This is a genomic window from Pseudarthrobacter sp. AB1 (genome assembly GCF_014926485.1).
In the GTDB taxonomy this organism is placed as follows: Bacteria; Actinomycetota; Actinomycetes; order Actinomycetales; family Micrococcaceae; genus Arthrobacter.
The window spans coordinates 84,281-98,756 of the sequence record NZ_PZKO01000008.1 but is presented as its reverse complement, the minus strand read 5'-3'; the positions used below and the strand labels follow the sequence as shown (position 1 = coordinate 98,756).

General features: G+C 66.4%; 12 protein-coding genes. 3 read left to right on the top strand and 9 right to left on the bottom strand.

Annotated elements, in window-relative coordinates; translation table 11 throughout:
* Nucleotides 1-40 precede the first annotated feature (40 nt).
* On the bottom strand, nt 41-859 hold the full coding sequence (locus DAD99_RS02550) for a purine-nucleoside phosphorylase (RefSeq protein WP_185262996.1): 819 nt from the start codon (nt 857-859) through the stop codon (nt 41-43).
* Nucleotides 860-987: 128 nt separating this feature from the next.
* On the opposite strand from DAD99_RS02550, the gene DAD99_RS02545 reads away from it, so the two are divergent.
* Together DAD99_RS02545 and DAD99_RS02540 are read left to right on the top strand one after the other, a co-directional pair.
* Nucleotides 988-2,403, top strand: coding sequence for an NAD(P)H-quinone dehydrogenase (locus DAD99_RS02545; RefSeq protein ID WP_185262997.1), 1,416 nt, complete (start codon nt 988-990; stop codon nt 2,401-2,403).
* Nucleotides 2,404-2,427: 24 nt separating this feature from the next.
* Nucleotides 2,428-2,613 carry a PspC domain-containing protein gene (locus tag DAD99_RS02540; RefSeq protein WP_185262998.1) on the top strand — a complete coding sequence of 62 codons (186 nt, stop codon included), beginning with the start codon at nt 2,428-2,430 and terminating at the stop codon, nt 2,611-2,613.
* A gap of 28 nt (nt 2,614-2,641) precedes the next feature.
* On the opposite strand, the gene DAD99_RS02535 is transcribed toward DAD99_RS02540, so the two are convergent.
* The 4 genes from DAD99_RS02535 to DAD99_RS02520 form a co-directional block, all read right to left on the bottom strand.
* On the bottom strand, nt 2,642-3,337 hold the full coding sequence (locus DAD99_RS02535) for a hypothetical protein (RefSeq protein ID WP_193340211.1): 696 nt from the start codon (nt 3,335-3,337) through the stop codon (nt 2,642-2,644).
* 82 nt (nt 3,338-3,419) lie between these two features.
* Nucleotides 3,420-4,982, bottom strand: a complete 1,563-nt coding sequence (locus DAD99_RS02530; RefSeq protein ID WP_193340210.1) for an FAD-dependent oxidoreductase — start codon at nt 4,980-4,982, stop codon at nt 3,420-3,422.
* Nucleotides 4,979-7,207: a molybdopterin oxidoreductase family protein gene (locus tag DAD99_RS02525; RefSeq protein ID WP_193340209.1), complete on the bottom strand. Its 2,229-nt coding sequence runs from the start codon at nt 7,205-7,207 to the stop codon at nt 4,979-4,981. The genes DAD99_RS02530 and DAD99_RS02525 overlap by 4 nt, the downstream gene beginning before the upstream one ends.
* Before the next feature lies 1 nt (nt 7,208).
* On the bottom strand, nt 7,209-8,681 hold the full coding sequence (locus tag DAD99_RS02520) for an MFS transporter (RefSeq protein ID WP_185263002.1): 1,473 nt from the start codon (nt 8,679-8,681) through the stop codon (nt 7,209-7,211).
* 271 nt (nt 8,682-8,952) lie between these two features.
* Between DAD99_RS02520 and DAD99_RS02515 the strand changes: the two genes are divergently transcribed.
* Nucleotides 8,953-10,365, top strand: coding sequence for an MFS transporter (locus DAD99_RS02515; RefSeq protein ID WP_185263003.1), 1,413 nt, complete (start codon nt 8,953-8,955; stop codon nt 10,363-10,365).
* 162 nt (nt 10,366-10,527) lie between these two features.
* Here DAD99_RS02515 and DAD99_RS02510 read toward each other — a convergent pair whose 3' ends face one another.
* The 4 genes from DAD99_RS02510 to DAD99_RS02495 form a co-directional block, all read right to left on the bottom strand.
* Nucleotides 10,528-11,259 (bottom strand): glutamine amidotransferase, encoded by a 732-nt coding sequence (locus DAD99_RS02510; RefSeq protein WP_193340208.1) that lies wholly within the window; start codon nt 11,257-11,259, stop codon nt 10,528-10,530.
* 114 nt (nt 11,260-11,373) lie between these two features.
* Complete coding sequence (locus DAD99_RS02505) at nt 11,374-11,814, bottom strand: nuclear transport factor 2 family protein (protein WP_185263005.1); 441 nt, start codon at nt 11,812-11,814, stop codon at nt 11,374-11,376.
* Nucleotides 11,815-11,834: 20 nt separating this feature from the next.
* Entirely contained in the window at nt 11,835-13,655 is a 1,821-nt protein-coding gene (locus DAD99_RS02500; protein ID WP_185263006.1) for a biotin carboxylase N-terminal domain-containing protein, read from the bottom strand.
* 129 nt (nt 13,656-13,784) lie between these two features.
* The gene (locus DAD99_RS02495) at nt 13,785-14,471 is read right to left on the bottom strand and encodes a nucleoside triphosphate pyrophosphatase (protein WP_193340207.1); all 687 of its coding nucleotides are present in this window, start codon (nt 14,469-14,471) and stop codon (nt 13,785-13,787) included.
* Between the last annotated feature and the right edge of the window lie 5 nt (nt 14,472-14,476).

The window sequence follows — 14,476 nt, the reverse complement described above, 5'->3', positions numbered from 1 at the left end:
TACAAGGCCTCGGATGGGCGATAAGTGACCCCGCGTTGCGCTAAAGCTTGGCGATGATGCCCGCCAGCAATTTGGAGATGCGCGGTCCGGCGGCCTGGCCGGACTCGATGACTTCCTGGTGGCTCAGCGGCATGGCGCTGATCCCGGCCGCAAGGTTGGTGACCAGCGAAATTCCGAATACTTCCATGCCTGCGTGGCGGCCGGCGATCGCTTCCAAAGCAGTGGACATGCCCACCAGGTCCGCGCCGATCCGCTTGGCGTACTGGACCTCGGCCGGCGTTTCGTAGTGCGGCCCGCTGAACTGGGCATAGACGCCCTCGTCCAGCGAGGCGTCCACTTCGCGGGCGAGGGCGCGGATGCGTGAGCTGTAAAGATCTGTCAGGTCAACAAACGTTGCGCCTTCCAGCGGGGACGTGGCGGTGAGGTTGATGTGATCTTTGATGAGTACCGGGGTGCCCGGCGTCCAGCTTTCGTTCAGTCCGCCGCAGCCGTTGGTGAGGACCAGGGTTTTGCAGCCGGCGGCCGCGGCGGTGCGGATGCCGTGGACCACGGCGCGGACGCCTTTGCCTTCGTAGTAGTGCGTCCGTGCACCCAGGACCAGCGCGCGTTTGCCTTCTTTGGTCAGGACCGAGCGGATGGTGCCCACATGGCCCTCCACCGCCGGGGCATGGAAGCCCGGGACGGTGTCAGCGGTCAGGGTGGCGGTGGTCTCGCCGATGAGGTCGGCGGCTTCGGCCCAGCCTGACCCCAGGACGAGGGCGATGTCGTGGCTGTCAACCCCCGTCTCCCGGGCGATGTAGTCAGCAGCGGAGCGCGCGGCGGCGAAAGGGTCCGTGTTCTGGAAGTCTGTATTACTCACTGGTACAAGTTATCGTGCTGCTGCCGCTGTGCACAGTGGCAACAGCGGTGCTCTAGGCCGCGGCCGGCACCGTGACGGGCCACTCTTTTATTGGTGGTCCCTGCGCTGATGCGGGACAATGGTTGATTGTGACTACGCACCCTGATTTCAGCTCCCCCCGGATCGCAATCCTCGGAGGTGGCCCCGGCGGATACGAAGCCGCTATGGTCGCTGCCTCGCTGGGAGCGCAGGTCACCATCATTGAACGCGCGGGCATGGGCGGCTCGGCTGTGCTGACCGACGTCGTGCCTTCCAAGACCCTGATCGCGACGGCGGACCTGATGACCCGCGTCGGTGAGGCCGGGGAGCTGGGAGTGAAGTTCGACGTCGACGGCGGCGACTTTGTGCCGGCGATGCGCGCCGACCTCAAACACATCAACGACCGCCTGCTGGGCCTTGCCCGCCAACAGTCCACCGACATCTCCAGTGGGCTGGAGCACCAGAACGTCCGCATCCTGCTTGGTTCGGGCAAACTCCTGGACAACCACACCATTGAAGTCCTGACAGCTGGCGGCACCGAAATCGTGGAAGCTGACACCATTCTGCTGGCCGTCGGCGCGCACCCCCGCGAGCTGCCCACCGCGCGGCCGGACGGGGAACGCATCCTGAACTGGGCGCAGATCTACAACCTTGATGAGCTTCCCGAGGATCTGATTGTGGTGGGCTCCGGTGTGACCGGTGCCGAGTTTGCCTCCGCCTACAACGGCCTGGGCTCCAAGGTCACCCTGATCTCCAGCCGCGACCGGGTGCTGCCCGGCTCTGACACCGACGCCGCGGAGGTGCTGGAGGAAGTCTTCGAGCGCCGCGGTGTGCGCGTGCTGTCCCGCGCCCGTGCCGAAACCGTCGAACGGACCGACGACGGCGTGGTGGTCACCCTCGGTGACGGATCGAAAGTCACCGGCAGCCACTGCCTGGTATGCGTGGGTTCCATCCCGAATACCGCCGGCATCGGCCTTGAAGAGGCCGGCGTGGCCCTCACCGAGAGCGGCCATATAAAGGTCGACGGCGTCTCCCGCACCACCTCACCGAACATCTACGCCGCGGGCGACTGCACCGGCGTGCTGGCCTTGGCCTCGGTGGCCGCAATGCAGGGCCGGATCGCGATCGCACATTTCCTGGGCGACAGCGTGATGCCGCTCAAGCTTCACCAGGTGGCGTCCAACATCTTCACCTCACCCGAGATCGCGAATGTGGGGGTCTCCGAGGCCGAGATCCAGTCCGGCAAATACCAGGGCGACATCGTCAAACTCTCGCTCAAGAGCAATGCCCGCGCCAAAATGCGCAATCACAAGGACGGCTTCGTTAAGATCTTCGCCCGTAAGGGCTCCGGCACAGTGATTGGCGGCGTTGTGGTGGGGCCCAACGCTTCCGAGCTGATCTTCGCCATCTCCCTTGCGGTCACCCAGAAGCTCCACGTCGACGACGTAGCCAACACCTTCACGGTCTACCCATCGTTGAGCGGGTCCATCTCGGAAGCGGCGCGGCGCCTGCACGTCCACATGTAAATGAGTTGCGGTAGCGTGGGGGGCATGACTACAGCTCTGGAGCGGCCACGCCGTGGAAAAATCATCGGTGGCGTTTGTGCCGCCCTGTCAGCCCGGTTCGGGCTCCCGAAGTTCCTGGTCAGGCTCGGTTTTGTGATCTTTGGCCTGGTGGGAATCGGGGAGCTGGTTTACATCGCCCTGTGGATTATGATCCCCAAGGCCCCGGCCTGAAGACCGCCCGGATTCCCGGCCTCGACGCCTAAGCCAGGGCGTAGGGCGGTACAGTGCTCCCGGCTGCAAACGGGGTGAACCAGCCCTTGATACTGAGGTTTCCGGCGTCGATTTCCGGAAGGTCGGGGCAGTCCGAGTAGAGGGCTGGACTATCGGCTTCTTCCAACAGGACTTCCTCGACCTGCGCCCGCCAGTCTTCCGGGAGATCGAGTTCATAGATGTCCTCGGTGATTTCCGCCTGATCGAGCAGGCAGCGGACGGCGAGTTCGGCTGCGAGGCATCCGGGGGCTGTCCAGCCGCGGACCAGCGATGCCGTTACATCGGAAGCCACCACGATGAACCTTTGGGTGAACTTGGCGTCGTAGCTGGCGGCGAACCGAGGCGGCAGCGAGGACAGCACAGAGGTCCCGGCGACGTCAGACGGAGTAACCGCATCCAGGGCGGTCAGGGTCCCCAGATCGCGGAAGAGCTGGTCCACGAGAACGCCCGACGAGTTCCACAGGAGTCCTGCCAGCGCGAGTGTCTGGCTCACGGCTGTTTTCCGGTCTTCCGGCGAGACCGCGGCCATTTCGTCCAGGTCTTCGGGTTCGAACTGCAGCCGCTGCTCCGGCGTCATGTCATCCGGGTGCGGGTCAAGACCCAACAATTCCAGGCTCAGCCCCGTCAGTTTTCTGGCGTCGGCCAGCAGCTCTTCGGTGATGTCGTCTTCTTCGTCGGCATTCATGGCCACGATGTTACCTGCCGCCCGCGGTCGTCCCCGATTCGCGTTACGCGGACATGTCCGGGCTTCCCGGCTTCAGGACGACTCAGGCGGCGGGAGCCGCCTGGAAGTGTTTTTCGATGAGCCCCTTGATGTCCTCGTGGCAGCCGCCGCAGCCGGTGCCGGCGCGGGTCGCCTTGGACACCTCGGCAACGGTGGAGCAGCCATCCGCCACGGCACCCTGGATCTTGGTGCCGCTGACACCGGCGCAGCGGCATACGGTTTCTTCCGGGTCCGCGGGACCGGATGCGGCCAGCTGGTCCGGACCGTCCAGCCGCAGCAGCAGGGACCTGTCGGCCGGCAGTTCCGCGCCGCGCTCAAACAGTCCCACGAGCTCGGCGGCGGTCCGCGGCATGCCCACGGCCACCAGGCCTTCCAGCACTCCGCCGCGGGTGGTCATCTTGACGTAGCGGCCGTGTTCCGGATCTGCCCACTGGGCGATCTGCAGCCGCGGCCGGCCGTTCACGGCACCAGCGGTGAGGGCTTCTTCATCCCACGGCTCGGCACCGTTGTCCCCGGCCACCGCCATGTTCATGCCGCGGGCCTTGAGCACAATCACGCCGGCCTGTTCCTGGGGCAGCTCCTGCAGCGTGTCGGCCTGCTCCTGTGTGCCGGTGGCCAGCATGGTCAGGTATTCGGCCAGCCATTCGGCCTGCCGCCACCCGGGACCCACCAGGCCGGACGGGCCCTTCGCCGTGCGGCATTCACCGCAGGCTGGGTCCGGGCAACGGACTTCGGCGCAGTCGCCGATCGCGAAGATGTGCGGCTCGTGGTGGGCCCGCAGCCGGTGGTCCACCAGGATGCCGATGCCGGTGGACAGACCGCAGCCTTCGGCGAGCTCGGTCCTGGGACGGACGCCGCAGGAGAGGACCAGGAGGTCGCCGTCGATCGCCGAACCGTCATTGAGCAGCAGCGCCGAGAACCCGCCGTCGGGCGCGTTGTGCTCCACCCCGGTGGACCGGGCATTGCCGGCCATTCGGACGCCGCACCGGCGCAGGCTGGCCGCGAGGACCGCTCCGCCGCCGCGGTCGATGGTGCGGCCCAGGGGGTGCGGCCCGTTGTGTACTACCGTGACGGTGGCGCCTTCCTCGGCAGCGGCGAGGGCTGTTTCGAGGCCAAGGACGCCGCCGCCGAGCACCACAACGCGCTTGCCGCCGTCGACGGCCTGCTTGAGCACGGCAGCGTCCCGGAGGTCCCGGAGCGCGGTCACGCCGGCCGGAAGGACGGGGGAAGCGGGATCGGGGTTGATGCCGGTCAGGTTGGGGATAACGGGCCGGGAACCGGTGGCGAAGACCAGCCGCTCATAGTGGATGGAGGTGCCGTCGGTGAGAAGTACCTGCTGGCGGGCCCGGTCCACACGGCGGACGCGCACACCGAGCCGGACGTCCACGCCGTCGGCGGCCAGGGCTGCCGCGTCGGAGAGGGCCAGGGCGTCGGCGGTGGTGCGTCCGACGCCGAGGTCGGCCACCAGCACACGGTTGTACGCGGCCTCTGCCTCTTCGCCCACGACGGTCAGGCTGACGTGCCCGTCGCGGACCGCGGGCAGCAGTTCATCGATCAGGCGGGCAGCCACCGGGCCGAAACCAACAACGACAATCTGCTCACTCATGAGGCCTCCGATGTCTGAAGAACACTGTTCTGAAGTCCGGTTGCGACCGCCCGGACCCACACCTTGTTGAACTTGAATTCGGGCATCCCGGAAATGGGATCCGTTGCCGCCTCGGTGAGGCGGTTCGCGCTTTCCAGTTCCGGAAAATGGAACGGCAGGAAGACTGTCTCGGGACGGATCGCGGTGCTGAGTTCCGCCCGGCACACCACCTCGCCGCGTTCATTGGCCACCGAGACAAATGCACCCTCGGTGATGCCCATGGCGGCAGCGGCAGCGGGGTGGATCTGCATTTTCGCTTCAGGCTGGCTGGCCAGCAGCTCAGACACCCGCCGGGTCTGAGCTCCGGACTGGTAGTGCTCCAGGAGGCGGCCGGTGATCAGGGTCATGGTTTTCGCGGCCGGGTCCGGATTGGCGTCCGGCGTACGACGGCGGCGGGGCGTCACCGGGGTCATGGCCGCCATGCCGCCGGCGTGGGCGAACGTATCCAGGAAGAGCCGGGGCGTGCCGGTGCTCCCCGCAGGGTAGGGCCAGTAGGCGGCTTCGCCGCGGTCCAGCATGGCGTAGTCGATGCCGGAGTAGTCGGCGTGCCCGCCGGCGGAGGCCAGCCGCAGTTCCTCAAAGACCGTTTCCGGATCTTCGCTATACGTGGACGGGGCTTCGAGGGCTTCGGCGAGCCGGGCCATGATCCACAGTTCGCTGCGCGCCCCGGCGGGCGGCTGCAGGGCGCGGCGGCGGCGGAGCACGCGTCCCTCCAGGTTGGTGAGCGTGCCCTCCTCCTCGGCCCACTGCAGGACCGGGAGGATGAGGTCGGCTTCGGCGGCCGTCTCGGACATAAAGAAGTCGCAGACCACCAGGAAGTCCAGGCTGCGGAGCCCGGCAATGACGGCGTTCGCGTCGGGGGAGGCCACCGCGATGTTGGAGGCGTGCACAAAAAGGCACCGGACGCCGTCGGGCTGCCCCAGCGACTTCAGCAACTGGACGGCGGGCAGCCCGGGCCCGGGAATGGTTTCCTCCGGGACGCCCCAGACGCCGGCCATATGGGCGCGGGCCGCGGGATCGGTGATCTTGCGGTAGCCGGGGAGCTGGTCGGCCTTCTGGCCGTGCTCGCGGCCGCCCTGGCCGTTGCCCTGGCCGGTCAGGGTGCCGTAGCCGCTGCGGCGTGAACCGGGCAGTCCCAGCAGGAGGCTGAGGTTGATCGCGGCGGTGGCGGTGTCCGTGCCGTCCACGTGCTGTTCCACGCCGCGGCCGGTCAGGATGTAGCTCCCGCCCTTGCCCGCGCCGTCGGCAAGCCTGCGGGCGGTTTCCCGGATGAGCTCCGCCGGGACGCCGGTGAGGGACTGGACACGTTCGGGCCAGAACGAGTTGACGCTGCGGACCACGGCCTCATAGCCGGTGGTGCGTGCCGCGAGGAAGTCCTGGTCGGCCAGGCCTTCGTGGATGATCACGTGTGAGAGGCCCAGTAGGAGGGTGAGGTCGGTGCCCGGCAGGGGCTGGAGGTGGAGGCCGCCGCCGTCGGCCGTGAACTTCGCCGTGGCTGAACGGCGGGGATCCACCACGATCAGCCCGCCGGCGTCGCGGGCGCCCTGGAGGTGCTGCACAAACGGCGGCATGGTTTCGGCGACGTTGGAGCCGAGCATCATGATGGTGCTGGCGGAGTCCAGGTCTGCCAGCGGGAACGGGAGGCCGCGGTCCAGGCCGAAGGCGCGCATCCCGGCGGCCGCGGCGGAGGACATGCAGAAACGGCCGTTGTAGTCGATGCGCGAGGTGCCCAGGGCCAGGCGGGCGAACTTGCCCAGCATGTAGGCCTTCTCGTTGGTGAGGCCACCTCCGCCGAAAACCCCGACGGCGTCCTTGCCGTAGCGTGCCTGTGTGTCCTTCACGGCGGTGCTGACCAGCGCCAGCGCCTGGTCCCAGCCGATGGGGTGATGGACGCCGTCGGCGCCCTTGAGCAGCGGTTCGGTGACCCGTCCGGGGTGGTTCAGGAGCGTGGCGGAGGTCCAGCCTTTGCGGCAGAGGCCGCCGCGGTTGGTGGGGAAATCGCGTCCACTGACCTCGAGGAGGGGGGCCTTCAGGAGGGGTGCGTCTGCAGCGGCCAGCGCTGCGGATTCAGCCGGCACGGGGACTGACCCCGGCTCGGAAGCCGGGGTCAGTTCCGCTGGTGACGTGAGCGTCATGGCGCACTGCAGGGCGCAGTAAGGGCAGTGCGTGTCGGCGCTTTTGGTCATGTTAGACGTGTCCCATCGCGTTTCGGTTGGCGTTGCGGATGTAGAAGAACCAGCAGACCGCCAGCATCACTACGTAGGCTCCGACGAATCCGTAGAAGGCAGGGGTGTAGGAACCGCTGGCCGTGTTGGAGGCGTTCAGGACCTGCGGGATAACGAAGCCGCCATAAGCGCCGATGGCCGAGATGAGTCCGAGAGCAGACGACGCGAGCCGCTGGGTCTGCACGGTGCTGGCACCGGACATTGCTGCCCGGCTGGACGTGGCGAAGATGATGGGGATCATCCGGTAGGTTGCGCCGTTGCCGAAGCCGCTGGCGGTGAAGAGCATCAGGAACAGGACCAGGAAGAGCCAGAAGTTCTTCAGCGGCAGGGTCCAGATCATGGTCAGGGTGATGACGGCCATCGCGGCAAAGGCCGCGACAGTCATCCGTGCCCCGCCCATGCGGTCAGCCATGCGTCCGCCGTAGGGGCGGGCGAGTGAACCGACCAGCGGGCCGAGGAAGGCCAGCGAGAGTGCCACGGTGCCGACTCCGATGGAGGAGAACGCCGGGAAGTAGTCCTTGATGAGCTTGGGGAACACTCCGGCGAAGCCGATGAACGAACCGAAGGTACCGATGTACAGCAGCGCCATGATCCACAGGTGCGGTTCCTTCAGTGCTGCGACCGAGCCGGCCACGTCACCCTTGGCGCTGGTGAGGTTGTCCATGTACTTCCAGGCACCGAAGGCGGCGATCAGGATGAAGGGGATCCACATCCAGCCGGCCATGGGCAGGTTGACGCTGCCGACGGCCACCAGCGTGATCACAATCGGGACGGCGAGCTGTGCAACGGCTGCACCCATGTTGCCGCCTGCGGCGTTCAGGCCCAGGGCCCAGCCCTTCTCCCGTGCCGGGTAGAAGAACGTGATGTTGGCCATCGAGCTGGCGAAGTTGCCGCCGCCGAAGCCTGCCAGTGCTGCCACGAAGAGCATGACGCCGAACGGGGTTTCCGGGTTGGAGACGCAGAGTCCCAGGCCGACGGAGGGGATCAGGAGGAGGAGCGCCGACACGATGGTCCAGTTCCGGCCGCCGAAGCGGGGGACCATAAAGGTGTAGGGGATCCGGAGCGTGGCGCCTACCAGGCTGGGCATCGAGATCAGCCAGAAGATTTCCGAGGTGGTGAACGTGAAGCCGGCTGCAGGAAGCTGGACCACCACGATGGACCAGAGCTGCCAGACCACAAAGCCGAGGAACTCGGCGAAGATGGACCAGTTCAGGTTGCGGCGGGCGATGGTCCGGCCGCCGGACTCCCACTGCTCTTTGTTCTCGGCGTTCCAGTTGGCGATCCAGCGGCCTGGACGGAACTCAAGGGCGGGGGCGTCGGTTGTACTGGTGGAGGGCTGCGGGCTGGCGGATGAGGACACGCCTCCGTGCAGCGGGTCGGTGTCAATATCTACGGAATTGCCGGGGCCGGCATTTGCGCTGCGGTCAACAGTCACGGTGGACCTCCTCATGGGGGATGTTGTTCTTCCAAGGTAGAGAAGGCGCGTTTCGTGGACGGTCGCGGTTTGTTAACGCGCTGTGACATTTGCCTATCGGCAGCCATCCGGCGGCGTGAGGAGAGTTAACGGACCAAAGGATGAGACGTGGACCACGGGTCCATATCATGGACCTTTTGTCCATTGACTGGACGGCCAGAACTAATATTGAGCTCTAACTACTGCATGCCGGACCTTACCGGGCCCGGCCGGTCCTCAGGAAAGTGCTCATATGTCATCCAGTCAAACCACCGCGGAGCCAAAATCCCCCAAGGCGGTGAACTCACGCGGCCGCGTGATTGTGGCCAGCCTGATCGGCACCACCGTTGAGTTCTACGATTTCTACGTCTACGCGACCGCCGCCGTGCTGGTCTTCCCGTCACTGTTCTTCCCCAACCAGAACGAGACCACCCAGCTGCTGAGCTCCTTCGCTGTCTTTGGTGTGGCCTTTGTTGCCCGCCCGCTGGGATCCATCGTCTTTGGCCACTTCGGCGACAAATTCGGCCGCAAGGGCACCCTGGTGGCCTCGTTGCTGACCATGGGCATTGCCACGTTCCTGATCGGCTGCCTGCCCACTGCACTGGTCCCCGGCTGGCAATTCTGGGCCCCGGCACTGCTCGTTGTTATGCGCTTCGCCCAGGGCCTCGCCCTTGGCGGCGAATGGAGCGGCGCTGCCCTCCTGGCCACCGAAAACGCCCCGGCCAACAAGCGCGCAATCTACGGCACGTTCCCGCAGCTCGGCGCACCCATAGGCTTCATCATCGCGAACGTGATCTTCCTGGTGGCCAGCTACACGCTGACGCCGGCCGACTTCCTGGCCTGGGGCTGGCGCGTGCCGTTCCTGCTCAGCGCCGTCATGGTGATCATCGGCCTGTACGTCCGCCTGAAACTGATCGAAACCCCCGCCTTTACCAAGGTGCTCGAATCCAACGAGGTGGCCAAGTTGCCGCTGGCCCGGGTCTTCAAGTCCAGTGGCCGTCCGCTCATCCTGGGCACGTTCATCATGCTCGCCACGTACGTTCTCTTCTACCTGATGACCACGTTCACGCTGACTTACGGAACCCGCGCCTCCAACCTGGATGCCGCCAAGGCTGCCGCCGAGAAGGCCGGCAAACCAATGTCCGAGGCCGCAGCGGCAGCGTTTGTTCCCGGCCTGGGCTTCAACCGCAACGACTTCCTCTGGATGCTGATTGCCGGCGTCGTCTTCTTCGGCATCTTCACCTTGGTTTCAGGGCCGCTGGCGGAGAAGTACGGCCGCCGCAAGATGCTGCTGACCGTAACAGGTGGCATCTTCGTCTTCGGCCTGCTGTTCGTTCCGCTGTTCAGCGGCGGCTTTGTGGGCACCATGGCCCTGCTGATCATCGGCTTCTCGCTGATGGGCCTCACCTTCGGCCCCATGGGTGCGCTGCTGCCCGAACTGTTCCCAACCAACGTGCGCTACACGGGCTCCGCCGTCAGTTACAACGTGTCCAGCATCCTGGGTGCTGCGGTGGCTCCGTTTATCGCCGTCGCGCTTTGGGAGCTGGCTGACGGCAGCCCTGTCCTGGTGGGTGTCTACCTGACCGCGATGTCGGTACTGACGCTGATCGCGCTGTTCGTCAGCAAGGAAACCCGCGACCTGGACTACGAGAACAACGTAGCCTGACGCTCCGCCGTCGGGCGTTCCAGCCCGGTTGCTGACGGAACTGCCCGGCATGTTCCCCGTTATTGCGGGGAACATGCCGGGCATTGCTGTGTCCGGGGCAGGCGCACCTGCGCAGGACACAGTGGAACGCGCGACGGCGGCGCCCGCCTACCAGCGCGGAGCTCAGCCGGCGTAGCGGGCCACGAAGTTCTTCAGAATGGTCATAGGCTCGGTGACGGTGAAGGTACGGGCGGCTGCCATCAGTTCCTCGGCGGATTCCGGCGGGAAGTAGCCGGCATGCCGGTAGATGTCGATCCTGGTGACCAGGCCCTCCGCGTCCAGCTCAGGGTGGAACTGCGTGGCGTACAGGTTCTGCTTGATCCGGAACATGTGGACGGGGCACGCCAAGGAGGATGCCAGCAGCACGGCGTGGGAGGGCATCGATGAACAGGCTTCCTTGTGTCCGGTGAAGGCGGTGAAGCGGCGTGGCATCCCGCGCAGGAGCGGATCCGCGAGCCCTGCCTGCGTCAGCTCGATTTCCACCCCGCCCAACTGTTCGCCGAAGGTCCTGTCGATGACGGCGCCCTGGTGCCTTCCCAGTGTCCCAACCCCGTAGCAGGCGCCCAGGAAGGGAAAGTCCTGTTCCACGATCCGGTCCAACAGTCCCGCCAGCTCACGCTCTACGCGATGCTGGGTGGCGCTTTTCTTCTCCGCGGGGTCGCTGGAGGTAAACGGACTGCCGCCCACAATCACGCCTGAGTATTCGGCCAGGTCAAGGTGCGGCAGGGGCGCGGCTTCAAGCCGGACGCGCCGTAGCTGCTCCGGCACCAGGCCGCCATACCTCAGGTACGCGGCGTACTCGTCTTCAGCGGCGGCGTCTTCGGCCCGGGAGGCCAGGAGCAGGAAAGGCTTCACACGCTAAGTGTGCCTTTGGCCCCAGCCCGGCGCCAGAGCACCCCCGGCTCCAGAGCACTGTCCGGCGCCGGCGTGCCACTCAGGCCGGAGCACAGCCCAGGCGCCGGGGTGATGTCAGTGGCCGGCAGGCTGCACGAACGATCGCCGGGACTGCGGCTGTGCGGCCGGGTCTGCGTGGCGGTGGACCAGCTTCCAGTAGCCTTCTTCGCGCCGGAAGATGCTGGTCACGCGGAGCGCGAATTCCTCCGGCGCCGCGGCGCTCTCGAGGCGGGCACGGAAGTGTTCCGTTTCCACCAGGAAGGCCGTGTCACGTGCGGTGTAGGACGTGATGGTGTCGAATCCGAGCATCTCGCCGTCCTGGAACTGGCGGGACGCCTGGTCCAGCCGGGCCTCCACTTGGGCCCAACCGCGTGCGATGCCGCCGAACGGGTTGGCCAGCGTGACGTCGTCGAGCCTGGAATACAGGTCCTTGACGGCACCGGGATTCCCGCGGGTGATTTCCGGAACCGCCAGGTGGTAGCGGTCTACTTCTTCTTCAAAACTGGGTGCAAGCATAGGGGGGCCTCCGGCAGGGTCTAGTCTTCGATCGTGGCGATGACGGCGCCGGCCGAAACCGTCTCACCGGCCGCTGCGGTGAGTCCGGTGATGGTGCCGGAGCGGTGCGCGGTCAGGGGCTGTTCCATCTTCATCGCTTCAAGAACCACCACCAGGTCGCCCTCGGCCACAACGTCGCCGTTGGCCACGGCAACCTTAACGATGGTGCCCTGCATCGGGGAGGTCAGCGCGTCCCCGGCGGCGGCCGCTGCCACGCCGCCTGAACGGAGGCGCTTCTTGGACTTGCCGGCCTTGGCTCCGGAACCGGCGGTGGAGCCCGCCCCGATCGAACCCAGGGAGGCGGGCAGGACAACTTCCAGGCGCTTGCCGCCTACTTCAACCACCACACGCTGGCGTTCACCGGCGTCGCCGCCGGCGTCAGCGGTTCCGTCCGGCGTCCAGGCAGGAATGGTGTTGACGAATTCGGTTTCAATCCAGCGGGTGTGGATGCTGAAAGGCCCTTCCTCGGGCGCAAAAGCGGGGTCCGATACAACGGCGAGGTCGAAGGGGATAACGGTGGGGATTCCTCCCACCACCATTTCCTCCAAGGCGCGTCGCGAACGCTGCAGGGCCTGGGCGCGGGTGGCGCCGGTGACGATCAGCTTGGAGAGCATCGAGTCGAAGTTGCCGCTGATGACATCGCCCTCCTCCACGCCGGAATCGATCCGGATGCCGGGGCCCGTGGGGTTCTTCAGGGTGGTGATGGTGCCGGGGGCGGGCATGAAGTTGCGGCCGGGATCCTCGCCGGTGATGCGGAATTCGAAGGAGTGGCCGCGGACCTCGGGGTCGCCGTAGCCAAGCTCCTCGCCGCGCGCCAGCCGGAACTGTTCGCGGACGAGGTCGATGCCCGTGACTTCCTCAGAGACGCAGTGCTCCACCTGCAGGCGGGTGTTGACCTCGAGGAAGGAGATGGTGCCGTCCTGGCCCACCAGGAACTCGCAGGTTCCGGCGCCCTGGTAGCCGGCTTCCTTCAGGATCGCCTTGGAGGATTCGTAGAGGCGGCGGTTCTGCTCTTCCGTGAGGAACGGGGCAGGCGCTTCTTCAACGAGCTTCTGGTTGCGGCGCTGCAGCGAGCAGTCACGCGTGGAGATGACCACGACGTTGCCATGGGCGTCCGCGAGGCACTGCGTTTCGACGTGGCGCGGGGCGTCCAGGAAGCGTTCGATGAAGCACTCGCCACGGCCAAAGGCCGCCACAGCCTCACGCACGGCAGACTCGAAGAGCTCCGGGATTTCTTCGCGGTTGCGGGCCACCTTGATGCCGCGTCCGCCGCCGCCGAAGGCTGCCTTGATGGCCACGGGCAGGCCGAACTTGTCCACGAACTCGAGGATTTCCTCGGCGGACTCCACAGGATCGGCGGTGCCGGGAACCTGGGGCGCGCCGACCTTTTCGGCGATGTGCCGGGCCTGCACCTTGTCGCCCAAAGCGGAAATTGCGGCAGGGGAAGGGCCGATCCAGGTGATGCCGGCGTCGATGACCTTCGCGGCGAACTCGGCGTTTTCGGCGAGGAAGCCGTAGCCGGGATGGATGCCGTCGGCGCCGGACTGGCGGGCCACGTCAATGATCTTGTCCATCACCAGGTAGGACTCCGCGGCGGTGTTGCCACCCAGGGAGTAGGCTTCGTCGGCAAGCCTGACATGGAGCGCGTCGCGGTCCGGATCGGCGTAGACCGCCACGGAGGCAATGCCTTCGTCGCGGGCCGCGCGGATGATGCGCACTGCGATTTCGCCCCGGTTTGCGATCAGTACCTTGGTGAGGTTCGACTGCACGGGACTAGCGGACTGCTCCAAATTTGCTGACAAGGCGTCTCCTTCTTTCCTTCAGGGAGCCTAGCGCGATTTTGTGGGTTCCGCCGATATTACTTGCGGTTTCCGCGTGTAAACGGGCGCGGCTTTGTAGGGAACCTACAACTGGCCGGAAAATCGCCGAAATTATTCGGCGGACCACAGCTCCGTGATGCGTACGTTTGCGTGCGCGAGGAGACTGCGCAGGGTGGAGACTGACAGCCCCACAACGGCGTGCGGGTCCCCGTCCACCTTCAGGATGAACGCGCCGCCCAGGCCGTCGATGGTGAAGGAGCCGGCGCAGTGAAGCGGTTCGCCCGTGGCGATGTACGCGTCGATCTCTTCCGGATCCATGTCCGTGAAGTGGACCTCGGCGGAGGCGACCGCCCCGAGCGTGGCGCCGGATCCCGGTGCTGGGGCGCCGTCGTCGGGCGCCCCAGCCGCGATCTCCTCGTCGGGCTCGTCATCGGCTGCCGTTGCGCGGCAATCCACCAGCCAGTGGCCGGTGTGCAGGACCCCGCTGTTGCCGCTCATCCGCAGCATCCGTTCGCGGGCGACGGCGGCCGTGTACGGTTTGCCGTGCGCCTCGCCGTCGAATTCGAAGACGGAGTCGCAGCCGATGACCAGTGCGCCGTCCGCTTCCGGCAACGCGGCCACCGCCTCGGCCTTGGCGCGTGCCAGCAGCAGCGCGGTATCGTGCGGATCCGTAACGCCGTAGCGGGCCTGGACCGCGTCCTCGTCCACGTCGGAGACCAGCACGGAGTGCCGGATGCCGGCGTCGGCCAGGAGCTTGGTGCGGGCGGGGGACTGGGAGGCGAGGATGAGGCGGGTCACTGTTT